At 63.9% G+C, this 26,272-nt stretch carries 24 protein-coding genes and 2 pseudogenes; 15 read left to right on the plus strand and 11 right to left on the minus strand.

Annotation, left to right across the window (positions count from 1 at the left end):
- Positions 1-11 precede the first annotated feature (11 nt).
- On the minus strand, positions 12-1,619 hold the full coding sequence (locus NKH38_RS26645; protein ID WP_023742127.1) for a GMC family oxidoreductase: 1,608 nt from the start codon (positions 1,617-1,619) through the stop codon (positions 12-14).
- Positions 1,616-2,197 (minus strand): annotated as a pseudogene (locus NKH38_RS26650) (FGGY-family carbohydrate kinase); the annotation flags it as partial. The gene NKH38_RS26645 and the pseudogene NKH38_RS26650, both read right to left, overlap by 4 nt.
- Before the next feature lie 207 nt (positions 2,198-2,404).
- Between NKH38_RS26650 and NKH38_RS26655 the strand changes: the two are divergent.
- Positions 2,405-2,935: a hypothetical protein gene (locus tag NKH38_RS26655; RefSeq protein WP_023670503.1), complete on the plus strand. Its 531-nt coding sequence runs from the start codon at positions 2,405-2,407 to the stop codon at positions 2,933-2,935.
- A gap of 16 nt (positions 2,936-2,951) precedes the next feature.
- Positions 2,952-3,627: pseudogene (plsY, locus tag NKH38_RS26660) on the plus strand (glycerol-3-phosphate 1-O-acyltransferase PlsY).
- Here plsY and NKH38_RS26665 read toward each other — a convergent pair.
- Positions 3,608-4,864 carry a ubiquinone biosynthesis hydroxylase gene (locus tag NKH38_RS26665; protein WP_352764235.1) on the minus strand — a complete coding sequence of 419 codons (1,257 nt, stop codon included), beginning with the start codon at positions 4,862-4,864 and terminating at the stop codon, positions 3,608-3,610. The pseudogene plsY and the gene NKH38_RS26665 overlap by 20 nt on opposite strands.
- A gap of 112 nt (positions 4,865-4,976) precedes the next feature.
- Between NKH38_RS26665 and tesB the strand changes: the two genes are divergently transcribed.
- From tesB to xth, 6 genes are all read left to right on the plus strand, one after another.
- The gene (gene tesB / locus NKH38_RS26670; protein ID WP_023687727.1) at positions 4,977-5,852 is read left to right on the plus strand and encodes an acyl-CoA thioesterase II; all 876 of its coding nucleotides are present in this window, start codon (positions 4,977-4,979) and stop codon (positions 5,850-5,852) included.
- Positions 5,853-6,070: 218 nt separating this feature from the next.
- Positions 6,071-6,409 carry a P-II family nitrogen regulator gene (locus NKH38_RS26675; protein WP_023670499.1) on the plus strand — a complete coding sequence of 113 codons (339 nt, stop codon included), beginning with the start codon at positions 6,071-6,073 and terminating at the stop codon, positions 6,407-6,409.
- A gap of 13 nt (positions 6,410-6,422) precedes the next feature.
- Positions 6,423-7,871, plus strand: a complete 1,449-nt coding sequence (locus NKH38_RS26680; RefSeq protein ID WP_373420142.1) for an ammonium transporter — start codon at positions 6,423-6,425, stop codon at positions 7,869-7,871.
- A gap of 346 nt (positions 7,872-8,217) precedes the next feature.
- Complete coding sequence (locus tag NKH38_RS26685; protein ID WP_352764256.1) at positions 8,218-10,881, plus strand: DNA translocase FtsK; 2,664 nt, start codon at positions 8,218-8,220, stop codon at positions 10,879-10,881.
- A gap of 138 nt (positions 10,882-11,019) precedes the next feature.
- Positions 11,020-11,700 carry an outer-membrane lipoprotein carrier protein LolA gene (locus NKH38_RS26690; RefSeq protein ID WP_023670496.1) on the plus strand — a complete coding sequence of 227 codons (681 nt, stop codon included), beginning with the start codon at positions 11,020-11,022 and terminating at the stop codon, positions 11,698-11,700.
- A 198-nt stretch (positions 11,701-11,898) separates the two neighbouring features.
- Complete coding sequence (gene xth / locus NKH38_RS26695) at positions 11,899-12,705, plus strand: exodeoxyribonuclease III (protein WP_023670495.1); 807 nt, start codon at positions 11,899-11,901, stop codon at positions 12,703-12,705.
- Positions 12,706-12,860: 155 nt separating this feature from the next.
- Here xth and NKH38_RS26700 read toward each other — a convergent pair whose 3' ends face one another.
- Together NKH38_RS26700 and NKH38_RS26705 are read right to left on the minus strand one after the other, a co-directional pair.
- Complete coding sequence (locus NKH38_RS26700) at positions 12,861-13,316, minus strand: cyclic nucleotide-binding domain-containing protein (protein WP_023670494.1); 456 nt, start codon at positions 13,314-13,316, stop codon at positions 12,861-12,863.
- A 177-nt stretch (positions 13,317-13,493) separates the two neighbouring features.
- On the minus strand, positions 13,494-14,177 hold the full coding sequence (locus NKH38_RS26705) for a response regulator transcription factor (protein WP_352764269.1): 684 nt from the start codon (positions 14,175-14,177) through the stop codon (positions 13,494-13,496).
- A 145-nt stretch (positions 14,178-14,322) separates the two neighbouring features.
- Here NKH38_RS26705 and NKH38_RS26710 point away from each other — a divergent pair, with 145 nt between their 5' ends.
- Entirely contained in the window at positions 14,323-14,859 is a 537-nt protein-coding gene (locus tag NKH38_RS26710; protein WP_196813612.1) for a L,D-transpeptidase family protein, read from the plus strand.
- A gap of 149 nt (positions 14,860-15,008) precedes the next feature.
- Here NKH38_RS26710 and acnA read toward each other — a convergent pair whose 3' ends face one another.
- On the minus strand, positions 15,009-17,699 hold the full coding sequence (gene acnA / locus NKH38_RS26715; RefSeq protein ID WP_023715753.1) for an aconitate hydratase AcnA: 2,691 nt from the start codon (positions 17,697-17,699) through the stop codon (positions 15,009-15,011).
- A gap of 285 nt (positions 17,700-17,984) precedes the next feature.
- Between acnA and ccmA the strand changes: the two genes are divergently transcribed.
- The 4 genes from ccmA (at position 17,985) to NKH38_RS26735 (ending at position 20,389) form a co-directional block, all read left to right on the plus strand.
- Complete coding sequence (gene ccmA / locus NKH38_RS26720) at positions 17,985-18,590, plus strand: heme ABC exporter ATP-binding protein CcmA (protein ID WP_352764162.1); 606 nt, start codon at positions 17,985-17,987, stop codon at positions 18,588-18,590.
- A 229-nt stretch (positions 18,591-18,819) separates the two neighbouring features.
- Complete coding sequence (ccmB, locus tag NKH38_RS26725; protein WP_023687678.1) at positions 18,820-19,485, plus strand: heme exporter protein CcmB; 666 nt, start codon at positions 18,820-18,822, stop codon at positions 19,483-19,485.
- Positions 19,486-19,607: 122 nt separating this feature from the next.
- Entirely contained in the window at positions 19,608-19,811 is a 204-nt protein-coding gene (ccmD, locus tag NKH38_RS26730; protein WP_023683849.1) for a heme exporter protein CcmD, read from the plus strand.
- Positions 19,808-20,389 (plus strand): DsbE family thiol:disulfide interchange protein, encoded by a 582-nt coding sequence (locus NKH38_RS26735; protein WP_023687679.1) that lies wholly within the window; start codon positions 19,808-19,810, stop codon positions 20,387-20,389. The genes ccmD and NKH38_RS26735 overlap by 4 nt, the downstream gene beginning before the upstream one ends.
- A gap of 186 nt (positions 20,390-20,575) precedes the next feature.
- Here the strand turns inward: NKH38_RS26735 and NKH38_RS26740 are convergent, their stop codons facing one another.
- Positions 20,576-20,743, minus strand: a complete 168-nt coding sequence (locus tag NKH38_RS26740; RefSeq protein WP_023687680.1) for a hypothetical protein — start codon at positions 20,741-20,743, stop codon at positions 20,576-20,578.
- Positions 20,744-21,029: 286 nt separating this feature from the next.
- Between NKH38_RS26740 and NKH38_RS26745 the strand changes: the two genes are divergently transcribed.
- On the plus strand, positions 21,030-21,950 hold the full coding sequence (locus NKH38_RS26745) for an SMP-30/gluconolactonase/LRE family protein (RefSeq protein WP_023671738.1): 921 nt from the start codon (positions 21,030-21,032) through the stop codon (positions 21,948-21,950).
- 165 nt (positions 21,951-22,115) lie between these two features.
- The gene (locus NKH38_RS26750) at positions 22,116-22,322 is read left to right on the plus strand and encodes a tautomerase family protein (protein WP_023683852.1); all 207 of its coding nucleotides are present in this window, start codon (positions 22,116-22,118) and stop codon (positions 22,320-22,322) included.
- An 83-nt stretch (positions 22,323-22,405) separates the two neighbouring features.
- On the opposite strand, the gene NKH38_RS26755 is transcribed toward NKH38_RS26750, so the two are convergent.
- The 4 genes from NKH38_RS26755 to ftsY form a co-directional block, all read right to left on the minus strand.
- Positions 22,406-22,954, minus strand: a complete 549-nt coding sequence (locus NKH38_RS26755) for an NADPH-dependent FMN reductase (protein ID WP_352741047.1) — start codon at positions 22,952-22,954, stop codon at positions 22,406-22,408.
- Positions 22,955-23,013: 59 nt separating this feature from the next.
- Complete coding sequence (locus NKH38_RS26760; RefSeq protein ID WP_023683854.1) at positions 23,014-23,634, minus strand: pyridoxamine 5'-phosphate oxidase family protein; 621 nt, start codon at positions 23,632-23,634, stop codon at positions 23,014-23,016.
- A 60-nt stretch (positions 23,635-23,694) separates the two neighbouring features.
- Positions 23,695-24,366, minus strand: a complete 672-nt coding sequence (locus NKH38_RS26765) for a septation protein A (protein ID WP_023687683.1) — start codon at positions 24,364-24,366, stop codon at positions 23,695-23,697.
- Positions 24,367-24,427: 61 nt separating this feature from the next.
- Positions 24,428-25,891: a signal recognition particle-docking protein FtsY gene (gene ftsY, locus NKH38_RS26770; RefSeq protein ID WP_502905797.1), complete on the minus strand. Its 1,464-nt coding sequence runs from the start codon at positions 25,889-25,891 to the stop codon at positions 24,428-24,430.
- Positions 25,892-26,272 lie beyond the last annotated feature (381 nt).

Consider the following 26,272-nt stretch of genomic DNA (forward strand, 5'->3'; position numbering starts at 1 on the left):
CGGCGGCGACGTCATGCAGGCCGGCGGATCATATCCGCCGCCTTCTCGGCGATCATCACCACTGGCGAGGCGGTGTTGCCGGAGACGATGCGCGGCATGATCGACGCGTCGATGATCCGCAGCCCCTCGATACCGGTCACGCGCAGGTCCGGGCTGACGACGGCGCGGTCATCGATGCCCATCCGGCAGGTGCCGACCGGGTGGAAGATGGTCGTGGCGATCGAGCCGATCTGGTGCAGCAGGTCCTCGTCCGACTGGTGGGCGAGACCAGGCAGGATTTCTTCCGGATGGAAGCCGGCAAGAGCCTTGGCGGTCATGATGCTGCGCGCCTGGCGCACCGAACGCAGCGCGATCTCGCGGTCGCGCGCCGTAGAGAGGTAGTTCAGCCGGATCTCCGGCTGCACGGCCAGCTCGCGCGTCGTAGCGTGCACCGAGCCGACGCTCTCGGGCCGCAGATTGCAGACCGACATGGTGATTGCCGGGAACGGGTGCAGCGGGTCGCCCAGCCGGTCGGTAGACAAGGGCTGGACGTGGTACTCCAGGTCCGGCGTCGCCATCGACGGATCGGATTTCGAGAACATGCCGAACTGGCTCGGCGCCATCGACATCGGTCCCGAGCGGCCAAAGGCATATTGCAGCGCGATCTTCGCCTTGCCGCTCAGGCTGTTGGCTAGCGTGTTGAGCGTCAGCGCCGACGACACTTTGTAGACAGTGCGGATCTGCAGATGGTCCTGAAGGTTCTCGCCGACATCGGGGCTGGCGTGAACCACATCGATGCCGAGCGCGGCGAGGCGATCCGGCTCGCCGACCCCGGAAAGCTCCAGCAGTTTCGGCGTGTTGATCGAGCCGGCGGTCAGCAGCACCTCGCTCCTGGCCTTTGCCTCGATGGTTTGGCCGCCGACGCGATAACAAACGCCGATAGCACGCTTGCCCTCGAACAACACCGTCTCGACATGCGCGTTGACGACCAGCCTGAGGTTCGGCCGTCGCAGCGCCGGGCGCAAGAATGCCTTGGCTGTGTTCCAGCGCACGCCCTTGCTCTGGTTGACTTCGAAGAAGCCGGACCCCTCATTGTCGCCGTCGTTAAAATCCTCGCGCGGCATGATGCCGAATTCCTTGGCCGCCTCCTGCACGGTGTTCAGGATCGGCCACGACAGGCGTTGCCGCGCCACTTTCCATTCGCCGCGGGAGCCATGCAGCTCGGTCTTGCCACCATGATGGTCCTCGGATTTGAGGAAGTAGGGCAGCACATCGTCCCAGCCCCAGCCGACATTGCCCATCTGCCGCCAGCCATCGTAGTCCGCCGCCTGGCCGCGCATGTAGATCATGCCGTTGACCGAGGTGCAGCCGCCCAGCACCTTGCCGCGGGGATAGACCAGCGAGCGGCCGTTCAGGCCGGCTTCGGGGGCAGTCTTCATCATCCAGTCGGTGCGCGGATTGCCGATGCAATAGAGATAGCCGACCGGGATATGCACCCAGTGATAATTGTCGCTGCCGCCGGCCTCGAGCAGCAGCACGCGCGTCGCCGGGTTTTCGCTCAGCCGATTGGCCAGCACGCAGCCCGCCGTGCCTGCGCCGACGATGATGTAGTCGTAGTCGCCATCGAGCCGTTGGGTCATTGCGGTGGTTTACTCGGCGGTGTTCTACTCGGTTCTGCCGCCTGTTCGGCCCAGAACGATCGCAGCGTATCGGCAAGGCCGCAATAGGCGCGATAACGCCTGTTGTAATGGTCCTGCATGGCCGGGTTCGGACGGTAGGCGGCGCTTGACCGGGTCATGGCGTCAACGCCGGCCTCGTAGTCGGCGAACAGGCCGGCCGCGACCCCGGCGCCGATTGCCGCGCCAAGCGCGCCGGTCTCGCGCGCTTCGGGGACGGTGATCGGCACGCCAAGCCCGTCGGCGAAGATCTGCGGCCAGTGTTCGCTGCGCGAGCCGCCGCCGGATAGCACGGCTCTGTCGAAGCCGACGCCGGCTTTTTTCAAGACTTCGATGTGGCGCCTATGCTCGAACATCACGCCCTCGAACAGCGCGCGCAGCATATGGCCTTCCTTGTGCCAGCCGGCAAGGCCGTAGAAGCCGGCGCGGTATTCCGCCTCTTGCCCCGACCCGTAGAGAAACGGGTGGAACATCGGATCGTCCCAGGTTGGCGTCACCGCGCCGACAGCCGCGTTGCAGTGGCCGAACGGATCGTCATGATGGGCACAGCGCTCGATGCGAAGTCGGCGTTATCGCTAAGCGGTTGCACCATCAGATGCCTGTGACGAGCGATCTGAACCCAGGACGTCCGATCTCGGCGTCTGGATGATTAGGGGGCCAGCTCTGTTTTCTCATCAGATACAATTCTTGCGTGTTGAAGCACCGCCGGAGTTCTCCTATCGTCGCCGCAATTTTCGGGGGAATTCGACATGCCTTTCCTGATTGCTATTCTCGGCGTGCTGGGAGCCGGGGCGTTCTGGTGGTATCGCATGAAGGCCATGAACGAAGCCGCGCGCGAGGTCGCCGACGTCGTCGGCCGCGTCCAGGGCAACATAAGGCGCAAGAAGCTGCGCAAGCAGGCGGCGCTGTCGCCGCTGACGGCGATCGACGATCCGGTGGTGGCGGCGGCAACGCTGATCACCGCACTGGCAGCGGAGCACGGCCCGATCCTGCCGAAGCGCGAAACGGTCATCCGCGAGGTGATCTCGCAGATTGCGGACAACCAGAAGAAGACCGATGAAGCCGTCGTCTACGCCAAATGGGCCGCAGCGCAGATCGACGACACGACGATCGTCATCGACAAGCTGGCGCCCTTCCTGCGCGAGCGCCTCGATCCGCATGAGCGCGAAGATCTGCTGCAGATGCTGGATCGTGTTGCCAAGAGCGGCGAGCAGAGTTTCAAGGTCGCCGACCAACGCATGCTGCGACTGCGGCAGAAGCTGGGGTTTGAGGTCAACTGAGAAACAGCCCGGGCGCATGTCATTCTGGATAGCGAGCGTGGTAGGATCGGCTGCCGCTTACCTTATCGGCTCTACGCCTGCCGGCTATCTGGCGGGGAAACTGCTTAAGGGCATCGAATATCCGGGAGCACGGCTCCAAGTCCACCGGTGCGACAAATGTATTGCGCACACTCGGGAAATGGCCAGCATTGGTGGTGCTTCTGGTGGACGTGCTGAAAGGGGCGGCAGCGGTCATCTTTGCCCGTTGGTTTTGTTTCTGGTCTTCCGCAACGCCGCCGTCGGCAATATCTGATATGCCCGTTTGGGCTCCTTGGGTTGTATGCCTGGCCGGACTCGCTGTTTTGCTTGGGCATAGCCGTTCGATCTGGCTGAATTTCACCGGCGGCAAATCGGCTGCGACGGGGTTGGGTGTTTTGTTGGCGATGTCCTGGCCTGTGGGTCTAGGCGCGGCGACGGCATTTGCCGTGGTGTTGGCAGTTTCCCGAATTGTGTCCCTGAGTTCGATGCTGGCGGCGCTCACCGCGATCGCCCTCGGCATGGAACAACCATTGCCCTACCGGTTGCTGGTCATCGCCGGCGGCATCTACGTGATCGTGCGCCACCGCGCCAACATTGCGTGGCTGATGTCAGGAGCCGAGCCGCGTCTAAGACAAAGCGGCACTCATTCCCGGCCTAAATCGCCTCACCCTTGAGCAGCCGTGGTGTGCCGTTGGACAACCCCGACGCCTGGCGGATGAAGAACTCCTTCAGCCTGGGCATCCGTTCGACAAGGCCGAGGCCTATGTCGCGGAGCTGGCGCAGCGCGCCGATGTCGTTGGAAAACAGCCGGTTCAGCACATCTGTGGTGACGCCCATCTGCACCGTGTCGAAGCGGCGCCATTGCTGGTAGCGCTCGAGCACGTCGAGCGCGCCGATATCCTGTCCCAAGCGATCGGCCTCGACCACCACTTCAGCAAGGGCCGCCACATCCTTGAAGCCGAGATTGAGGCCCTGGCCGGCGATCGGGTGGATGCCGTGCGCGGCGTCGCCGGCAAGCGCGATGCGCGGGGCGACAAAGGCGCGCGCGATGGTCAGGCCGAGCGGCCAGGCGCGCGGCTTGTCGGTGACGCGGATTTCGCCGAGCTTCAGGCCGAAGCGCAATTCAAGCTCCTGCTCGAAGACGAGGTCGTCGCCCGAGACCAGCTTTTCGGCATCCTCGGAACGTTCGACCCAGACCAGCGACGAACGGTTGGTGCCGTCCTCGGTCGGCTTGAGCGGCAGCGTTGCAAACGGGCCGGCCGGCAGAAAATGCTCTTCGGCGCGGCCATTGTGCGGGCGCTCATGCGCCACCGTGCAGACGATGCCGGACTGGCCATATTCCCATTTCACCGTCTTGATGCCGGCCATGTCGCGCAATTTGGAATTGACGCCGTCGGCGGCGACCAGCAGCCGCGCCTCAATCGCCGCGCCGTCGGCCAGATGCACGGTGATGCCGGCGCCATTGCCGTCGAACGATGCGACCGCGACACCTTCGATGATGTCGATGCCGAGCTTTTGCGCGCGGCGGCGCAAGGCGCTGTTCAGGTCCTTGTTGGCGACCATGTGGGCGAACGGTTCGCCCGGCGCGACCTCGCCATCGAAGGTGAGAAACACCGGACGCACCGGATCGGCGGTGCGCGAATCGGTGACGATCATCTCGGTGATCGCCTGCGATTGCCCGACGATTTCCTGCCAGACGCCGAGCTGGTCGAGCATGCGGCAGGCGGCGGCGGCGATCGCCGAGGCGCGGCGGTCCTTCTGCCAGACGCCGGCGGGGGCAGCATCAACGACCGCCACGGCGAGGCCCGGCCGCGCCTGTTTCAGCGACACGGCGGCGGCGAGGCCGACATAGCCGGCGCCAGCGACCAGCACGTCGAGCGGGGTTTTTGCGTCCGGGTTGCGGTTCGCCATGTCAATTCCTTTCGAAGTCTCGACCATCCCCGCCCACTGGGGCATTCCGGCCTTGACTGCCCGCCATTCCTGTCGGAAACCGCCATAGCATCTTACGGCGAGGTCACGAAGCATGACGGCGGCCATGGACGAGCTTCTCAGCATTCTCGACCTCGAGCAGCTTGAACACAATCTGTACCGTGGTCGCAGCCCCAAGCTCGACTGGCAGCGCGTTTTCGGCGGCCAGACCATCGCCCAGGCGCTGGTCGCCGCGCAGCGCACCGTCGAGCCCGAGCGCCACGTGCATTCGCTGCACGGCTATTTCATGCGGCCCGGCGACACCAAGGTGCCGATCGTCTACGAGGTCGACCGCATCCGCGATGGCGGCTCCTTCACCACGCGGCGCGTGGTGGCGATCCAGCACGGCCAGGCGATCTTTTCGCTGGAAGCCTCGTTCCAGCAGGACGAGGTTGGCCTTGAGCATCAGCTGCCGATGCCGCGCGACGTGCCGCCGCCCGACAGCCTGTTGTCGCAGCGCGAATTGCTGGGCAAGTTCGGCGAGGCGGTGCCGGACGGCATCAAGCGCTACTGGGAGCGTGACCGGCCGATCGAGATGAAGCCGGTGATGCTGAAGCATTACACCAGCCGCGAAAAGCTGGAGCCGCAGCAGAACATCTGGATCCGCACCACCGGCCCGGTGCCGGCCGACCGCGGCATCCAGGCGGCGGTGCTTGCCTACCTCTCCGACATGACGCTGCTCGACACCTCGACCTTTGCGCACGGCCGCGCCATTTTCGACCGCGACATCCAGGCGGCGAGCCTCGACCATGCGATGTGGTTCCATCGCAGCCATCCGCTCGATGACTGGATCCTGTACACGCAGGACAGCCCGTCGACGCAGGGGTCGCGCGGCTTCACCCGCGGCTCGCTGTTTGCCCGCGACGGCACGCTGATCGCCTCGGTTGCCCAGGAAGGCCTGATCCGGCTGAAGCGGCCGCCTGCGGAATAGGCATTTTCGAAAAATTGCCTACTTTTTAATCAGTGACTGTCCGTTGACAGTGCGCACCGTGGCGCCGGGACTCGAGCGATCCGTTTGTTTACAATGAGTTAACACCCTGCTTCGGCAACTGGCACGGAGCTTGAATCCCGTTGGGCACTCTCCGGGCTTTTTGGGATCGGTGAAGGTGTGCAAACGCGGGGGACCGCAACAGCAAAGGGTGAAACCTTATGAAAATCGTGATGGCAATCATCAAGCCGTTCAAGCTCGACGAGGTGCGCGAAGCGCTCACCGCCGTCGGCATCCAGGGCCTGACCGTCACCGAAGTCAAAGGCTACGGGCGTCAGAAGGGACACACGGAAATCTATCGCGGGGCGGAATACGCGGTCAGTTTCCTGCCGAAGATCAAGATCGAAGTCGCGGTTAGCACAGACCTGGTCGACAAGGCCGTCGAAGCCATCACGGCGGCGGCCAAGACCGGCCAGATCGGCGACGGCAAGATCTTCGTCTTCGGCATCGATCAGGCGGTGCGCATCCGTACCGGCGAAACAGACACCGACGCACTTTGAGCGGCGAACACGTATTCCAATGGAGAGTTCAATGAATATACCTTCCACCTTGAAGTCAGTGGCGCGCTCCGCGCTGCTGGGCTCCTTAGCGCTCGGAGCATTGGGCACGGTTGCTGCCTTCGCGCAGGAGGCGGCTCCCGCCGTCGCGGCGGCAGCGCCAGCAGCGCCGGCTTTTACCGTCGACAAGGGCGACACCACGTGGATGATGATTTCCACCGTGCTGGTGCTGTTGATGACCATTCCCGGCCTTGCGCTTTTCTACGGCGGCCTGGTTCGTACCAAGAACATGCTGTCGGTGCTAATGCAGGTCTTCACCATCACCAGCGTGGTCATGATCATCTGGGTCTTCTACGGCTACAGCCTCGCCTTCACCCCGGGCAACGCCTTCGTCGGCGGCCTTTCGAAGATGTTTCTCTCCGGCGTCAACGTATCGACGCTTTCGGAAACCTTCAGCAAGGGCGTCGCCATTCCTGAACTGGTGTTCGTCGTCTTCCAGATGACCTTCGCCTGCATCACGCCCGCCCTGATCGTCGGCGCATTCGCCGAACGCGTCAAATTCTCCGCCTTGATCCTTTTCGTTATCCTATGGGTGACGTTAATCTACTTCCCGATCGCGCACATGGTCTGGTTCTGGGGCGGCCCGAGCGCCTATGCCGACCCGTCCGGCCTGATCTTCAGCTTCGGCGCCATCGACTTCGCCGGCGGCACGGTCGTTCACATCAATGCGGGCATTGCCGGTCTCGTCGGCGCGCTGATGATCGGCAAGCGCATCGGCTACAAGAAGGACATCATGGCGCCGCACTCGATGACGCTGACCATGGTCGGCGCTTCATTGCTGTGGGTCGGCTGGTTCGGCTTCAACGCCGGTTCGAACCTCGAAGCGAACGCCTATGCGGTGCTGGCGATGATCAACACCTTCGTCGCCACGGCGGCGGCGGCAGTGGCCTGGATCGTGCTTGAATCGCTGCTGCGCGGCAAAGCCTCCATGCTCGGCGCTGTTTCGGGCGCGGTCACCGGCCTCGTCGCGATTACGCCGGCTGCAGGTTTTGCCGGCCCGATGGGCGCTATCGTGCTTGGCATCGTTGCCACCTTCGTCTGCTACTTCTTCGTCTCGGTGGTGAAGAACACGTTCGACTATGATGACAGCCTCGATGTCTTCGGCGTCCACTGCGTCGGTGGCATCATCGGTGCGCTAGGCACTGGCATTCTGGTCAATCCCGCCCTCGGCGGCGCCGGCATCGTCGACTATTCGACGGCCGACTTCGCCGCCGGCTATGCCGGCACGGCCACGCAGCTGCTGGCGCAGGGCAAAGGCGTCCTGGTAACCCTGCTGTGGTCGGGCATCGGCAGCGCAATCCTCTACAAGGTCGTCGACTTGATCATCGGTCTGCGTCCGACAGCCGACGCCGAGCGCGAAGGCCTCGACCTGACTTCGCATGGCGAAGCGGCCTACCACTCGTAAGCCTTGCGGGGCGGCCTCGGCCGCCCCGCATTCTCCCATCCTGTCGTGACGCTCCCGAAAGGAGTTCACGCTTTGAGGCCCGGGTCATTCCGGGCGTCTCTTTTTGGCAACCGTGCTGGCAGGCCTCGGTCCCTGCGCAATCACGTTCTAGTGATGGCCGCCGGCGGGGAGACGTCGACCGGATTGGTTCCGAACTGTTGAGACTGCCTACAGTGGAGTGAGCAAGATCGTGGCTCTGGGTGCGTATAGTTAATGCGGCCTTAACCTTCCCCCCGATAGTCTGACATCCGAATCTGCCGGAGTGCGTCATGCGCCCGGCCAGTCCATGACAGACGGGGAACGAAGCATGCGTTCAGGGGCTTCAGCACCGCTCGCGCTGACCGATACGGGGCACGGCATCCAGGCATTCGCGCGGCGCCAGGTCGGGCGGCTGGTCGGCGCCGGCCTGTTTGCGCTGGTCGCCTTTGGCGTCGCGGCGCTGGCGACCTGGAACGTCGCCGATCCCAGCTTCTCGCACGCCACCGCCAACATCGTCACCAACGCCATGGGTTATGCGGGCGCGGTATTCTCCGACCTCGCCATGCAGTTCTTCGGCCTTGCCGCGGTCGCCGCCCTGGTGCCGGCGGTGATCTGGGGCTTTCTCCTGTTTTCGGCGCGCGGCGTCGACAGGCTGCCGAAGCGCGGCCTTGCGTGGTTCGGCTTCGCGCTGCTCGCGGCGGCGATGGCCGGCTGCGTGGTGCCGCCCAAGACGTGGCCGTTGCCGACCGGCCTCGGCGGTGTGTTCGGCGACATGGTGCTCAATATTCCGGGCGTGGTCATTGGCGGCTACCCGACCGGTATCGTTGCCAGCATCATTGCCATGGTGCTCATTGCGCCGGCGCTGTGGCTGTTTGCCTATGGCTCGGCGCTGATTGCGCGCAAGAACGGCTTTGCCGTCATGGAGCGCACCGCGGAGCCCGATCCCCGAGAGGACGACCTGCTCTTCGACGAAGACGAGGGCGACGAGGGGATACTGGCGCTCGGCGCCGTTACCCACTGGTGGCTGTCTTTCCGCGCCTGGATGCATCGCCGGGCTGTGCGCCGCCAGCAGGAGCGCGACGAGTTCGAGCCGGAGATGGAGCAGCGCTCCACCGCATGGCGCCGCGCCGCCGAACGGGTCGAATCGGCGGAATTCGCCGAAGCGCGGATGAGCCCGGATGGCCGCGCCCGCGTCGAGCCGGAATTCTTCGCCGCCATGGTCAATGACCGCAGCGTTTCCGTCGATCCGGACGATGACGACGTCCTCGATGCCGGTTTCGACAATGGCGACGAGGAGGTCGAACTCGACGACGAGCCGGTCCAGCGCCGTGCCGCGCCGAACGCCAAGGTGCAGAACTTCCGGTCAGATGCGGCGACCCGCGTCGCCGCACCTGCGCCGCGTCCCGCTCCCGGCGCGCGCGTCCAGCGCGAGGCGCAGACCTCGCTGATCGGCTCGGAAACATTCGAAATGCCGTCGCTGCATTTCCTGTCGGAGCCGAAGAACGTGGTGCGCGACGCCAGCCTGTCCAAGGACGCGCTGGAGCAGAATGCGCGCCTGCTCGAAGGCGTTCTGGAGGATTTCGGCGTCAAGGGCGAGATTATCGCGGTGCGGCCCGGCCCCGTCGTCACGCTCTATGAACTGGAACCGGCGCCCGGCATCAAATCGTCGCGCGTCATCGGCCTGTCCGACGACATCGCCCGCTCGATGAGCGCGATTGCCTGCCGCGTCGCCGTGGTGTCCGGCCGCAACGCCATCGGCATCGAATTGCCGAATGCCAAGCGCGAGACCGTCTATCTCCGGGAGATCCTGGCCAGCCGCGATTTCGAGACGACCAAGTCCAAGCTGGCGCTGGCGCTGGGCAAGACCATCAATGGCGAGGCGGTGATCGTCGACATCGCCAAGATGCCGCATGTGCTGGTCGCAGGCACCACCGGCTCCGGCAAGTCCGTCGCCATCAACACCATGATCCTGTCGCTGCTCTACAAGCTGACGCCGCAGGACTGCCGGCTGATCATGATCGACCCGAAGATGCTCGAACTTTCCGTCTATGACGGCATCCCGCACCTTCTGACGCCGGTGGTCACCGACCCGAAGAAGGCCGTGGTGGCGTTGAAATGGACGGTGCGCGAGATGGAGGACCGCTACCGCAAGATGTCCAAGGTCGGCGTGCGCAACATCGACGGCTTCAACGCGCGCGTGCAGTTGGCTGAAAAGAAGGGCGAAAAAATCTCGCGCACCGTGCAGACCGGCTTCGACCGCCAGACCGGCGAGGCGATCTACGAGACCGAGAACCTCGATCTCGAGCCGATGCCCTACATCGTCGTCATCATCGACGAGATGGCCGATTTGATGATGGTCGCCGGCAAGGACATCGAAGGCGCGGTGCAGCGCCTGGCACAGATGGCGCGCGCGGCCGGCATCCATGTCATCATGGCGACGCAGCGTCCGTCGGTCGACGTCATCACCGGCACCATCAAGGCCAATTTCCCGACCCGTATCTCCTTCCAGGTGACGTCGAAGATCGACAGCCGCACCATCCTGGGCGAGCAGGGCGCCGAGCAGCTGCTCGGCATGGGCGACATGCTGTACATGGCCGGCGGCGGCCGCATCCAGCGCGTGCACGGCCCGTTCGTCGCCGACGACGAGGTCGAGAAGATCGTCGCCCATCTGAAGCTTCAGGGCGTGCCCGAATATCTCGACGCCATCACCGAGGATGACGGCGAGGACGATGACGAGCCGTCCGGCAAGGGCGGCGCTGGCGGTGGCGGCAACAGCAATTTCGAGGATTCCGACGATCCCTACGACCAGGCGGTCTCGGTCGTGCTGCGCGACGGCAAGGCGTCGACCAGCTATATCCAGCGCCGGCTCGGCATCGGCTACAACCGCGCCGCCTCGATCATCGAGAAGATGGAGAAGGAAGGCATTGTCGGCCCGGCCAACCATGCCGGCAAACGCGAAATCCTGGTGCCGACCGAGGACGACAAGTTCTGATCAGCCCATACGGCCCGGCGGCAACCTTGAACCTTTTGGCGCGTTACAGCGACTGAGCGCTGTCCGGTCCGCCAAACTTAAGTCTAACTGGGGGTCCACGGACTGCAACGAGACACACACCACACGAGAGTGACCGGCATGAAAAACGATCTTTCCGCGATCAGCGATTTCGCTCCAAACCGTCGCCAGTTGCTCGGCCTTGGCCTGATGCTTGCCGGCGCCGCGGCCATCAACGTCGTGCCGGGGTTCCAGCTCTTGGCCTCGGCGCAGGCGGCAGTGCCGCCGACGGCGCAAAAGATCGCCGACCATTTCTCCTCGGTCAAATCGATGAGCGGCGAGTTCGTCCAGTTCGGCCCCAACAACCAGCAGACCGGCGGCAAGTTCTTCCTTGAGCGGCCAGGCAAGATTCGCTTCAACTATGACGGCAAGTCGAATTTCCGGGTGATTTCCGACGGCAAGTCGGTGGTCATCCTCAACAAGCGGCTGAAAACGTCCGATCTCTATCCGTTGTCGAAGACGCCGCTGAAGCTGTTGCTCGACACCAAGATCGACCTCTCGGGGGGCCGCGTGAAATCGATCAAGGAAGAGAGCGACCTCACCACCATCCAGCTTGCCGACAAGTCGGTGTTCGGCAATTCGAAGATCACCATGATGTTCGATCCGAAATCCTATGATCTGCGCCAGTGGACCATCACCGACGCGCAGGGCAAGGACACCACGGTGATGATCTACAACACCAAGGAAGGCGTCAGCTTCCCTGCGGACACCTTTGCCATCGACTATGCGGCGAACCGCGAGCTGAACACCAACCAGCGCTAGATGCGGTGAGGCCGGCCTGCCAATGGCGATCTCCTGCGCTTCCGGTGCTCACGTGGTTTAAGTACGCTCCGCTCCGGTTCTCGGAGACCACCATTTTCGACTCGGCCTGACCTGAATCAGGGCCGCCGCCCGCAAAGGCTGGCTTGTGTTTGTGGCGCTCGGCTGGCAGTAGATCGGCGACCTTGTTCGGACCGCCGCATGCCCTTCTCCATCGCCACCTGGAACATCAACTCCGTGCGCCTGCGCATGCCGATCGTCGAGCGGCTGCTGACGGAGCAGGCGCCCGATGTGCTTTGCCTGCAGGAGACGAAGGTTCCCGACGAGCTGTTTCCGGAAAAGGCGTTCCGCAAGGCCGGCTACGAGCACATCGCATTCCATGGCCAGAAGGGCTATCACGGCGTTGCGACGGTGGCGCGGCGGCCGATCGAGATTGTCGAGAAACGGCGCTTCTGCGAGATCGATGACAGCCGGCATCTGTCGGTCAAGGTGCAGGCCGGCGGCAAGGCAATCCTGGTCCACAATTTCTACGTGCCGGCCGGCGGCGACGAGCCCGATCCGGAGATCAACCGCAAGTTCCGCCACAAGCTCGATTTCGTTGCCGAGATGAACGCCATCCGCGCCGCGCATGACGAGGTGTCGGCCTCGATCCTGGTCGGCGACCTCAACATCGCTCCGCAGGAGCACGATGTCTGGTCGCACAAGCAATTGCTCAACGTCGTCAGCCACACGCCGGTCGAGACGCAAAATTTCGACGCGATGCGGATCGCCGGCGACTGGGTCGACCTGATGCGGCTCGACGTGCCGCCAGAGCAGAAGCTCTACACCTGGTGGAGCTATCGCGCGCGCGACTGGGAAGCCTCGAACCGCGGCCGCCGGCTCGACCATGTCTGGTCGTCACCGAACCTGGTGCCGAGCTTTGCCGGCTATGAGATCCTGCGAGAGGCGCGTGGCTGGGAGCGGCCCTCGGACCATGTGCCGGTGATTGCGCGGTTCGACCTGGATTAGGCGTGCCGATATTCAGGTGAGGCCGGCCTGCAAATGGCCGATACCTGCGCGTCCGGTGCGTACTTTGAATACGCTCCGGTTCTCGGTATCAGCCATTTTCGACTCGGCCTGACCTGAATCTCGACACACCCAAGCGTGAGCGCGGTCGCGGGGACCTACCCGCCAAACCTTGGCGCCAGCTTCTCGATGCGGGCGATCATGGCCTGGAAATCATCGAGGATGCGCTGGTGCAGTTTCACCGCCACCTCGGGATATTCCTCCAGGATGCGGCGAAACATCTTGCGGCTCAACCTTATCACTTCCGAATCGGTCTCGGCCGAGGCGCTGGTCAGCCGTCTTGAGTCGGCGATCAGCGCCAGTTCGCTGAGGATCGTGCCGGGGCCGGCGGTGCCGATCGGGATGCGGTCGCCGTCATGCTCGCGGTAGAGCACGATGCGGCCACTGACCACGATATAGGCTGAGTCGGCTTCGTCATCCTCGCGGTACAGCTTGCGGTCGGCCTGCAGATGGGTGGCTTCGGCGCCGAAGGCGAGCAGGCGCAGCTGTTCCTGCGTGAAACCCTCAAAGAGCTTCACGGCGGACAGGATGCGGATGTCGTCATCCAGCGCCATCTCTAGCTGCGTCCCCGAACGGTCAGTCCAATCCCTCCCTTAGAGCGCCGCGTGTCCAATTGGAGGCGCAAAGGACGCTCTAACACTTCAATCTGCGAAGCGGGCCGATCCAGGCTCCCCCAGCCGGATCCTCCCCGAAACAGTCCCGCCCCGACCGCCTATTGAACAATGAAAAGTTTAAGGAACCAGCTTGTAGCCGCCGCTTTCTGTCACAAGAATTTCAGCATTGGAAGGATCGCGCTCGATCTTCTGGCGCAGCCGGTAGACGTGAGTTTCGAGCGTGTGCGTGGTGACGCCGGAATTGTAGCCCCACACTTCCTCAAGCAGGACGTCGCGCGTCACCACCTTCTGGTCGGCTCGATATAGAAATTTGATGATCGAGGCTTCCTTCTCGGTCAGCCGCACCTTGCCGCCGCGCGCGTCGATCAGAAGCTTCTGGCTGGGCTTGAACGTGTAGGGGCCGACCGAAAAGGTGGCGTCCTCGCTCTGCTCGTGCTGGCGCAGTTGTGCGCGGATGCGGGCGAGCAGCACGGCGAAGCGGAACGGCTTGGTGACATAGTCGTTGGCGCCGGCCTCGAGGCCCAGAATCGTGTCGGAATCGGTATCGTGGCCGGTCAGCATGATGATCGGCGCCTTGTAGCCGCCCTTGCGCAGGATCTTCACCGCCTCGCGGCCATCCATGTCGGGCAGCCCGACGTCCATGATGAGCAGGTCGATGAGCCCGCCGCGCGCCGCGGCGACGCCTTTGGCGGCGGTCGCTTCCTGCAAGACGTCGAATTCTTCGTAAAGGGCCAGTTGCTCGACGAGGGTTCCGCGCAGGTCGTCATCGTCGTCAACGATCAGAATGGTACGTGATGTCATGGATCAATCCATTGTTTTGAAAAGAATTTTCAGTTGACCGCCCCCCATTTATGCGGAAGCTGACCGGCGCAACAGTCCGATCACAGTGATTTGTTCCGTGACACGATCATACAAGAAAAAACGCGATCGCAATGCAGCCGGCGCAATTTTGCCGAAAGGGCTGCGTGTGCTGGTGGTTCGGGCGAGGCCGGGCAACCCCAGCCAGGGGATATTGCAGGCCGGCAGCAAGGTGTTTGCCTGCGCGCTCGGACGCGGCGGCATCTCAGCCAACAAGCGCGAAGGCGACGGTGCGACGCCGCTTGGCGAGATGCGGATTTTGTCAGGATATTTTCGGGGCGATCATTTCGCGGCCGGCCGCAAAACCCGGCTGGCGATGGCGCCGATCGGCGCCGATCTCGGCTGGTGCGAGGTGCCGGACGACCGCAACTACAACCGGCCGGTGAAAATCCCCTATGGCGCCAGCCATGAGCGAATGCGGCGCGACGACCGTCTCTATGACGCCTGCCTTGTGCTGGACTGGAACATGGCGCCGCGCCGGCGCGGCCGCGGCAGCGCCATCTTCTTCCATCTGGCGCGCCCAGGCTTCACACCGACGCAAGGCTGCGTGGCGGTGACAGCGCGGACAATGGCGCGGCTGTTGCCGCTGGTGTCGGACCGGACGGTGGTGAGGGTGGTGAGGTAGGGAGTAGGGAGTAGGGAGTAGGGAGTAGGGAGTAGGGAGTAGGGAGTAGGGAGTAGGGAGTAGGGAGTAGGGAGTAGGGAGTAGGGAGTAGGGAGTAGGGGATGTCGTTCCCCGCTACCGCCCAATCCCTACTGCCTAAGCCCTGGCCGCTACGCGGCCAGATCGCGCAGCACGTATTGCAAAATGCCGCCATTCTTGAAGTAGTCGAGTTCGTCCAGCGTATCGATGCGGCAGATGATCGGCACGTTCTTCACGGTGCCGTCGCCATAGGTCACCTTGGCGATCATCGTCTGGCGTGGCTTGATGGTGCTTATGCCGTCGATCTCGACCAGCTCGTCACCCTTGAGGTTGAGCGAGGCCCATGAGGTGCCTTCCTCGAAGACGAAGGGGATGACGCCCATGCCGACCAGGTTGGAGCGATGGATGCGCTCGAAGGACTGGGCGATGACGGCACGGACACCGAGGAGATTCGTTCCTTTAGCTGCCCAGTCGCGGGAGGAGCCGTTGCCGTATTCGACGCCGGCGAAGATGACCAGCGGCACGCCTTCCTTTTTGTACCTCATCGCCGCGTCGTAGATCGATTCCTCTTCCTTCGACGGGTAGTGGATGGTGTAGCCGCCCTCGCGGCCGTTCTCGCCCAGCATGTGGTTGCGGATGCGGATGTTGGCGAAGGTGCCGCGCATCATCACCTCATGGTTGCCGCGCCTTGTGCCGTACTGGTTGAAGTCGGCAACGCCGACGCCATGGTCGGTGAGGTATTTGCCGGCCGGGGAAGCGGCCTTGATCGAACCCGCCGGTGAGATGTGATCGGTGGTGATCTTGTCGCCGAACAGGCCGAGCACGCGCGCGCCCTTGATGTCGCCGATCTTGCCGAAACCGGAGGTCATGCCGGCGAAATAGGGCGGGTTCTGCACATAGGTCGAGTTGTCGTCCCAGGCATAGGTCTGGCCTTCCGGCGCCTTGACGTTCTGCCAGTATTCGTCGCCCTTGAAGACGTCGGCATATTTGCGGGCGAATAGCTCACGTGTGACGTTCTTCTCGATGAACTCCTGGATCTCGGCCGAACTCGGCCAGATATCCCTGAGATAGACCGGCTTGCCGTCGCGGCCTTCGCCGAGTGGCTCGGTGGTCAGGTCCTTGGTGACGGTGCCGGCCAAAGCATGGGCTACCACCAGCGGCGGCGACGCCAGATAGTTCGCCTGCACGTCAGGTGAAACACGGCCTTCGAAGTTGCGGTTGCCGGAGAGCACTGCGGCGGCGATCAGGCCCTTATCATTGATGGTCTTGGAGATCGGCGCCGGCAGCGGGCCGGAATTGCCGATGCAGGTGGTGCAGCCGAAACCAACCAGGTTGAAGCCGATCTGGTCGAGCTCCTTCTGCAGGCCGGACTTTTCCAGATATTCGGCGACCACCTGGCTGCCCGGCGCCAGCGAGGTCTTCACCCACGGCTTCTGCTTGAGGCCGAGCCGGTTGGCGTTGCGCGCCAAGAGGCCGGCGCCGATCAGCACGCTCGGGTTGGAGGTGTTGGTGCAGGACGTGATGGCGGCAATGACGACATCGCCATGGCCGAGATCATGGTCGGTGCCTTCGACGGCATAGCGCTTGTGGATTTCGGCAGCCTTCTTGTACTCGGTCTCCATCGCCTTGGCGAAGCCGGCCGGAATGCCTTCGAGCGGAACGCGGCCTTCGGGGCGCTTGGGACCTGCCATCGACGGCACGACGCTGTCGAGCTCGAGTTCGAGCAGGTCAGTGAAGACAGGGTCGGCCGAGCCGGCGTCACGCCACATGCCTTGCGCCTTGGAATAGGCCTCGACCAGGGCGATGCGGCTTTCCTCGCGGCCCGACATTGTGAGGTAGCGGATGGTCTCGCCGTCGACCGGGAAGAAGCCGCAGGTGGCGCCATATTCGGGCGCCATGTTGCCGATGGTGGCGCGGTCGGCCAGCGTCATGTTGGACAGGCCCGGGCCGAAGAACTCGACGAACTTGCCGACGACGCCCTTCTTGCGCAGCATCTGGGTGACGGTCAGTACGAGGTCGGTGGCGGTGATGCCCTCCCTGAGCTTGCCGGTAAGGCGGAAGCCGATGACTTCGGGCAACAGCATGGAAACCGGCTGGCCGAGCATCGCCGCCTCGGCCTCGATACCGCCGACGCCCCAGCCGAGGACGCCAAGGCCGTTGATCATAGTGGTGTGCGAATCGGTGCCGACGCAGGTGTCGGGATAGGCGGTCGTTTCGCCGTCTTCCGTGTTGGTCCAGACGACCTGACCGAGATATTCGAGGTTGACCTGATGGCAGATGCCGGTGCCGGGCGGCACGACGCGAAAATTGCGGAACGCCTGCTGGCCCCATTTCAGGAATTTATAGCGCTCTTCGTTGCGCTCATATTCGAGCTCGACATTCCTGGCAAAGGCCAGTGGCGTGCCGAATTCGTCGACGATGACGGAGTGGTCGATGACGAGGTCGACCGGCACCAGCGGATTGATCTTCTGCGGATCGCCGCCGAGCGCCTTGAGGCCGTCGCGCATGGCGGCCAAGTCGACCACCGCCGGGACGCCGGTGAAATCCTGCATCAGGACACGCGCGGGGCGATAGGCGATCTCGACGCCGGCGGTGCCCTTGTCGGTCAGCCAGCCGGCAACAGCCTGGATAGAGTCCTTGGTGACGGAGCGGCCGTCTTCATTGCGCAAAAGGTTTTCCAGCAGCACCTTCATCGAATAAGGCAGCTGGGCAATGCCGGTGAGGCCGTTCCTCTCGGCCTCGACCAGATTGTAATAGACATAGTCCGCGCCACCCACGGTGAGGGTGCGGCGGCAATTGAAACTGTCGAGGGATTTTGACACGTGCGGTCCGTCCTTGTCTGTTCAGCCTGAAAGGGAACGGACGCCGATGGGCATGCAATCACGCGCAAAGGTGCGGGTACGGCCATTTCCGCTGTCCGTTCCCAGCCAACCCGAGCCGTTCAAGGCGGCGCGTGCGCTGGTTCGGCGCAAATTCTGTTCCCGTGCCGACCGCTGGCACGGATGTCCCGCATATAGAGAATTTTCTGGAATAGTTCTAGACAGTTGCGGAGCAAATTTGTGCCATGCGGCAGCTATCGCGCGGTAAAGTTTTCGGGACGGGCAGGCATGCGGCTGATTGCCGAAAATCTGGGCGGCGAACGCGGCGGCGAGACGGTCTTTTCCGGCATCGGTTTTGCGCTCGACAAGGGCCAGGTGCTGGTCGTCACCGGGCCGAACGGCTCGGGCAAATCGACGCTGCTCAGGGTCATCGCCGGGCTGCTGCCGAAGGCGCAAGGCGATGTGCGCATCGAGGGCGGCGAGAGGTTTCCGACGATCGCTTCGGCGGTCCACTATCTCGGCCACCTCAATGCAATGAAGACGGCGCTCAGCGTGGCGGAGGATCTGCGCTTCTGGCGCGATTTCAACGGCGATGGGCAGTCGGGTGTCGAAGAGGCGCTGGAGACGGTTGGTCTCGGCGGCATCGGCCATCTGCCTTTCGGCTATCTGTCGACCGGGCAAAGGCGGCGCGCGGCAATTGCGAAATTGCTGGTCAGTCATAAGCCGCTGTGGCTGCTGGATGAGCCGACGGCCGGGCTGGACAAGGCTTCGGAGGCGCGGTTTGCGGGGCTGATGACGAGGCATTGCGCAGAAGGTGGAATCATTGTCGCGGCGACGCATTTGCCGCTCGGATTGGATGGGGCGAAGGAATTGAGGATGGGAGCAACAGGGTGATGTCGGCATTCCCGCCCACCCCCCTCTGCCCTGCCGGGCATCTCCCCCGCAGGGGGGGAGATCAGATGTCATGCCGGCTTTCGCCAATCACCGGCATTGAAAAAGAGGCGTCAGCAGTGGAGCTGCCAATCTCCCCCCTTGCGGGGGAGATGTCCGGGAGGACAGAGGGGGGTGTGAAGGAACGCCACCTTCGGCAAGATGGCGATCAAACCGCAGGCGCGGCTTGGCAATGCTAGCCCTCTTCCTGCGCGACATCCGCCTCTCCGTCCGCGCCGGCGGCGGAGCGCTCACCGGCGTCATCTTCTTCCTCGCCGTCATCGCCACCATCCCCTTCGGTGTCGGACCGGACCTGAAGCTGCTCGCCCGCATCGGTCCGGCGATCCTTTGGATCGGCGCTCTGCTCGCCTGCCTGCTCGGCCTCGACCGGCTGTTTCAGGCCGATCGCGAAGACGGGTCGCTCGATCTTCTGGTGCTGGGCAATGACCGCCACATGCTGGCGTTGACGGTGCTGGTGAAGTGCCTGGCGCATTGGGCGGGCAGCGTTCTGCCGCTGGTGGTTGCGGCACCTCTGCTGAGCCTGTTCATGAACATGGAGCCGCTCAGCATCGGCGCCACCGCGCTCACGCTGCTGGTCGGCACGCCGGCGATCACTTTCATCGGCGCGGTCGGGGCGGCGGTGGCGGTGGCGCTGCCGCGTGGCGGGCTGCTGATCTCGGTGCTGGTGCTGCCGCTGACGATCCCGGTGCTGATCTTCGGGGTGTCGGCGAGCTACGGCGCGGTGGCCGATCCTGATCCGTTCCTGCAGCCCTTCCTCATTCTTGCCGCGCTGACGCTGTTTCTTGCCGTGCTGGGTCCGGTGGCGGCAGCACTGGCGCTGCGGCATGGAACGGATTGATATGACCGCTGCGGCGCGACGATCAATTGCGAAGCCCCAGCCGCAAAGCTAAGAAAGCCGCAAAGCTATGGGAAGGCCATGATCGAGCACGACGAAGTGACGGTGGAAGGGGAGCGAAGCGCATGAGTGCACACGCACTCTATGTCGCGGCCGCCTATGGCATCACGGTGATCGTGCTGGCCGGGCTGATCGGCTGGATCCTGCTCGATCAGCGGACCCGCAAGCGCGAACTGGCAGACCTCGAAGCGGCCGGCGTGCGGCGTCGCTCGGACAAAGCCGGTACTGGGGCCAGCACTGGGGCCAGCACTGGGGCCAGCAAGCCATGAGCACGGAAAGCGAAACGCCGGCGTCGCCGCGCCGCCGCCTGATCGTGCTGTTGCCGCTGCTGGTTTTTCTCGGCCTCGCCGGATTGTTCCTGTCGCAGCTTTTGTCGGGACGCGATGAGGCGGCAGTGCCGTCGGCGCTGATCGGCCTGCCGGCCCCGCAGACCAACCTGCCGGCGCTGGAAGGGTCAAACCTGCCCGGGCTGGATTCGAAAGCCTTCGCCGGCAAGGTAACGCTGGTCAACGTCTTTGCATCGTGGTGCGCGCCGTGCCGGGAAGAGCATCCGGTGCTCTTGCAGCTGTCGCAGGACAAGCGCTTCGTCATGGCCGCGCTAAACTACAAGGACCAAGCGCAAAACGCGCGCCGGTTCCTTGGTGATCTCGGCAATCCGTTCCAGGCGATAGGTGTCGACGAGGCCGGCCGCACGGCCATCGACTGGGGCGTCTACGGCGTGCCGGAAACCTTCGTCATCGGCAAGGACGGCAAGATTGCCTACAAGCATGTCGGGCCGCTGACAGGGGAGTCGGCGAGGGATGTTCTGTTGCCGCAGATTGAAAAGGCGCTCGCGGCACCGGGCTGACGTTGGCGCCATGCCCCCTCATCGGGCCGCTACGCGGCCCCCTCCTCCCCGTGGGGGAGAAGAGGGAAGCATCGGCACAGGCTAGCTCCTCTCCCCGGGGGGAGAGGTTGAATTGCCCGAATTGCTCATGCAATTCGGTTTGGCAATCCGGGTGAGGGGGCGGTGCCCCGCTGACGTCTGAAATGCTCAGCCGTAGATCTGCCTGTGGACCTGGTAGAGCATTTCCGAGCGGTCGGCGCGCAGGTCGGCCAGATCGCGGCTCGTCAGGTTTTCGATTTCCGCGACGAGGCGGTTGTAGTGGCGGCGCTTGGCCATCGAGGAGCGCGCGCGGGAGAAGAGGTTGTCAAAAGCCATAGCAAGGGTCCTTTCGTGCCGCATATCAGCGGTGAATTTGTTCCTCCCTTGGTCGTTCGCACCATGACATAGGAATGGTGCGATGCAAAAAGAAGATGTTGCAATGCACCATTGCACAGGGCGCATAGCGGGTTAATACAGCGCTACAGCACCATAAACGGCCGGACAGGCTGGCGGGCCATGCCGGCCGGGCACCTTTTGTCTTACAAATTGCGCCTGCGCCACCTTGCCATCGCGCCCGCAGGCTGGCTTGATCCGCGCGTCACGTGATGCCCGGAGGAAATGCATGGCGACCGCAGACTATTACGAAATTCTGGATCCGCGTTTCGCGCGGCTGTTCAACGGCAACGCCCAGGTGGAAAAGCTGTTTACCGGATGTCAGTGGGCGGAAGGGCCGGCCTGGTTCGCCGCCGGCCGCTATGTCGTCTGGTCCGACATCCCCAACAACCGCATGCTGCGCTATGACGAGACCGACGGCAATGTCAGCGTCTTCCGTCAGCCCTCCGGCAATTCCAACGGCAACACCGTCGACCGCCAGGGCCGACTGGTGACGTGCGAGCATTCCGGCCGCCGCGTCAGCCGCACCGAGCATGACGGTTCCGTCACCACCATCGCGGCCGAATGGAAAGGCAAGCGGCTGAATTCGCCCAATGACGCGGTCGTGAAATCCGACGGCTCGATCTGGTTCACCGATCCGAGCTACGGCATCGACACCGACTATGAGGGCGACAAGGCCGAAAGCGAGATCGGCGCTTGCAATGTCTACCGGGTCGATCCGGATACGGGCGAGGTCGAGGCCGTCATCACCGACATGGTCCGGCCGAACGGGCTTGCCTTTTCACTGGATGAAAGCCAGCTCTATGTCGTCGACACCGGCCGCACCCATGGCGCGCAGAACCCCGCGCATATGCGGGTCTTCAACGTCGGCAAGCACGGCAAGAAGGTCTCGGGCGGGAAGGTGTTCGCTGACTGCACGGCCGGCCTATTCGACGGCTTCCGGCTCGACGAGGCCGGCCGCATCTGGACCAGTGCCGCCGACGGCATCCATTGCTACGATCCCGACGGCACGCTGATCGGCAAGGTCAAGGTGCCGGAAGTGACCGCCAATTGCGTGTTCGGCGGCAACAAGCTGAACTGCCTCTACATCGCCGGCACCACGTCGCTCTACATGGTGCGGCTGATGGTGAACGGGGCGAAGACGTATTGAGGCTGCTGGAAACGCTTCTCTGGCGGCCCTTGATGGCGTTTCTGCGCATGTCCGCGGCGCCTGTTGCGCGGCGGCCGCCGGAACGACCGACAAGCGGTTCGCCGGAGCGGATTTCGAAGCCGCCCAGCGGCGGCGGTATCAGACACAATTCAAGGGGAGGACGTCATGCCATTCGTCAACATCCGCATCGTCAAGGAAGTGATCGCCGCTGATCCCGCTGGCAAGAAGGCCGACATTGCCAAAAAGGTCACGGCGGCGATCATGGACGCCACCGGGCTTAGCAATGACGACGTCTGGGTGGTGTTCGAAGAGGTCAACGCGCGCGACTGGTATGTCGGTGTGACCGATGTCGAGACGTTGCGGAAGGGGTAGCACAGCGGCACGTTGGGGTGCGCCGCACCCTTTCGTTCGTCATCCTAGGGTCTGCGCCGCGTCGCTTCGCTCCTTGCTCCGCCCTAGGATGACGAGGCAACGTTTGCGCGTATAAAACTCGCGAAAACCTGCACCGCTTCGCGCATGGCCCGCAGGTTCTCGTCCTCTCCCAGGATCGCTTCTATCTCCGGCGGTTTCTTGCCGAGCAAGGCAATCTCCAGAACCGCATTCTCACAAAGCGCGAACGACATGGTGCGCATGATCTCGGCCAGCCCGGCGCGGGCATAGAGCGAGCGCGCGGAGGCGTGGGCCAGCATGGCGGGCTTGCCGACTGCGGCGTCGCGCGAGACCAGCCAGTCGAGAGCGTTTTTCATGCCGCCGGGCACGCCATGGGCATATTCGGGGCAGGAGACGATGATGCCATCGGCGCTGGTGACGGCCTCGATCAGCCGCATGGCCTCGGCCGGTGTGCGCTCGCCTTCGTCATCCGGGTTGAAGATCGGCAGCAGGCCGAGCCCGTCATAGACAGTTACGCGGCAATCCGAAGGCGCGTTCGCGGACAGCGCCGCCAGCAGCGCCGAATTGGTCGAGGCGGCGCGCAGGCTGCCGGAGATGGCGAGGAGTTCGATCACGGGGAAACAGGGCTAGGGAAAACCGGCAAAGGACCGCAATGGCGAATCGTACCCGAAATCTACCACAGGGTCTTGCTGTAGGCTTCGTCCAGCGAGCGGTCGAAATCGTCGGCAGTTTCGGCATGCGCCATCTGATCGGACAGGATCTGACCGAGCGTCGGCAACGTCGCGCGGTCATGCCAGCTGTCCGGCTTCCACAATTCGGAGCGCATGAAGGCCTTGGCGCAGTGCATGTAAGCGGCCTTGACGCTCACCACGACGACGCTTTGCGGTTGCTTGCCGTCGACGGTGAGGCGCTCGCGCAAACCGGCATCGACGGTTATGCGGGCGTCGCCATTGATGCGCAGCGTCTCGTTCATGCCGGGGATGAGAAAAAGCAGCCCGACCGAAGGGTTGAGCAGGATGTTTTCCAGCGTGTCCAGCCGGTTGTTGCCGGGCCGGTCGGGAATGGCGATGGTCCTGTCGTCGAGGACAAGGGCAAAGCCCGGTCTGTCGCCTTTCGGCGTCACGTCGGCATTGCCGGCGCCGTCGGAAGAACCGATCAGCACGAAAGGGCTCTTGCCGATGAAAGAGCGGCAGTGGCCGTCGAGCGCCCGGAGTTCCTTGCGCATCGAGGTGTCGGTCGGCCGCGGGGTCTTGTAGATCGTCCTCAGTTCATCGCGCGTGGTGACGAATTCCATGGCCGTCTCCGTTTATTCTGACGCAATTCCGGACGGCTTCACACTTTTCCTGGAATTGCTCTACTTGCCGGCTTCTTCCACCTTCTCGGCCTTATCCTCGATCGAATGGTGCAGGATCAGCGGCATCTGGCTGAAGGTGAACAACAGGGTGATCGGCATGATGCCCCAGACCTTGAAGGTAACCCAGAAGTCGGTGGAAAAATTCCGCCACACCACTTCATTGGCAAGAGCCAGGAACAGGAAGAACAGGCCCCAGCGGAAAGTCAGCTTGCGCCAGCCTTCGGCATCGAGGCGAAAGGCCGAATCGAAGACATAGCCGAGCAGCGATCGGCCGAAATACAGACCGCCGAGCAGCACGCCGCCGAACAGGGTGTTGACGATGGTCGGCTTCATCTTGATGAACACGTCGTCCTGCAGATAGAGCGTCAGCGCGCCGAAGATGAAGACGACGACGCCCGAGACCATCGGCATGATCGGCAAGGTGCGCAGCAGCAGCCAGGAGGCGATCAGCGCGATCGCCGTCGCCGCCATGAAAAGGCCGGTGGCGACGAAGATCGGCCCGCCGAATTCGGCCAGGACAGGAAATTTCTGCACCAGCCAGGCGCCGCGTGCATTGGCGAAGAAGAACACCATCAGCGGCCCGAGTTCCAGCACCAGCTTGAGCAGCGGATTGACGCTTTCTTTCTTCTTTCGCGGGTCGGACGGGTCGCGTTCGAGGATGGGTGGGTTCATGACTTCCTTCTGACGCATGATCTTGTCCAAAAAGCCGTCAGCTCTTCGGGATCATTGCCTGTTACGCTACGCCGGCGATCGCCCTGGCGAATTCGCCGGCCGAGAATGGTTCGAGGTCGTCGACCTGTTCGCCGACGCCGATGAAGTAGACCGGCAGTTTGTGCTTTGCCGCGATCGCGACCAGAATACCGCCGCGCGCCGTGCCGTCCAGCTTGGTCATCACCAGGCCGTTGACGCCGGCGACATTGCGGAAGATCTCGACCTGATTGAGCGCATTCTGGCCGGTGGTGGCGTCGACCGTCTGCAGCACGGTATGCGGCGCTTCCGGATCGAGCTTGCCCAGCACGCGCACGATCTTTTCCAGCTCCGCCATCAGTTCGGTCTTGTTTTGCAGCCGGCCGGCGGTGTCGATGATCAGTACGTCGGAGCCGGCCTCCTTGGCGCGTTCGAAAGCGTCGTAGGCAAGGCCGGCGGCATCCGCGCCGATCTTCGAGGCGATGACCGGAGACTTCGTCCTCTCGCCCCAGATCTTCAGCTGCTCGATGGCTGCAGCGCGAAACGTATCGCCGGCGGCCAGCATCACCGACAGGCCACCATCGGTCAGTTTGGCGGCGAGCTTGCCGATGGTCGTGGTCTTGCCGGTGCCGTTGACGCCGACCACCAGAATGACATGCGGCTTGTGCGACAGGTCGAGCTCCAGCGGCATGGCGACATGGGCCAGCACCTTCTCCACCTCGGCCGCCATGATGGTGCGGACATCCGCGTCGGAGACATCCTTGCCGTAGCGGCTGGCAGCGAGGGCATCGGTGACGCGCAAGGCTGTTTCCATGCCCAGATCGGCACGGATCAGCACGTCCTCCAGATCCTGCAGCGTCTCCTCGTCGAGCTTGCGCTTGGTGAAGACGCCGGCGATGTTGCCGGTGAGTTCTTTCGAGGAGCGGGCAAGCCCGTCGCGCATGCGCTGGAACCAGGAGCGTCGCGGCGCCGGTTCGGGCGCCTTTTGCGGCTCGGCTTTCTGCTCGACCTTTTTGGTGACGGTGACTTTGCCGACTGACGGTGTCGGCTGTGGTGTCGGCGGAAAACCCGGTTCAGGCATGGGCGCAACCCCCGCCGTGGCAGCCCGGACTTCGACCGGCGCGGGTGTGGCTTCGACCGGAGTGCGCTTTACCTCCCCCTCGATGGGGGAGGTCCCAAGCGAAGCTTGGGGGTGGGGGTGATTTGCGCTGGCGTCAGCGCTGTCACCCCACCCCGCCGCTTCGCGTCGACCCTCCCCATCGAGGGGAGGGTGGGGCGCCTCGTCCTTCTCCCCGTGGCTATACGGGGAGAAGGTGCCGGCAGGCGGATGAGGGGCGGCGCTGACCTCTGAGTTAGGCTCTGCGGGAGGCGCGGACGGTTGCGGCACTTCGATCGGGGCGGCCGGTTCTGCTGGAGTCTCGGCAGGCGTCGGCACTTCGACGGGAGCGGGCTCCAGCTGCGGTTCCGGACGCGATGGTTCGATCTCCGGCTCGGCCGGCGCCGGCGGCACTTCTTGGGGCTGCGGCTCGGGAGCCGGCTCCGGAACGGCTGGCGCAGGAACTTCTTCCGGTGCAGGCGGCTCGGGTATCTCCGGCTCAGGCTGCGGTTCTTCTACCGGCGCGGGCTCCGGCAACGGTTCCTGCTCGGATGGGACGACCGGTTCCGGCGCGGGCGGGATGGTCGGCGCGGGTTCGGGCTTCGGTTCTTCTGGCGCCGACTGCGGCGCAGGCTTTACCTCCCCCTCGATGGGGGAGGTCCCAAGCGAAGCTTGGGGGTGGGGGTGAGTGGCGCCGGCGTCGGCGCTCTGGGCGCCCCCCCCCCCCGGCGGGGGGCGCGGCGCCGCCGGGGGGGGGGGGGGGGGGGGGGGGGGGGGGGGGGAGGGGCGGAGGCA

This window comes from Mesorhizobium sp. M1078 (genome assembly GCF_040318615.1).
In the GTDB taxonomy this organism is placed as follows: Bacteria; Pseudomonadota; Alphaproteobacteria; order Rhizobiales; family Rhizobiaceae; genus Mesorhizobium.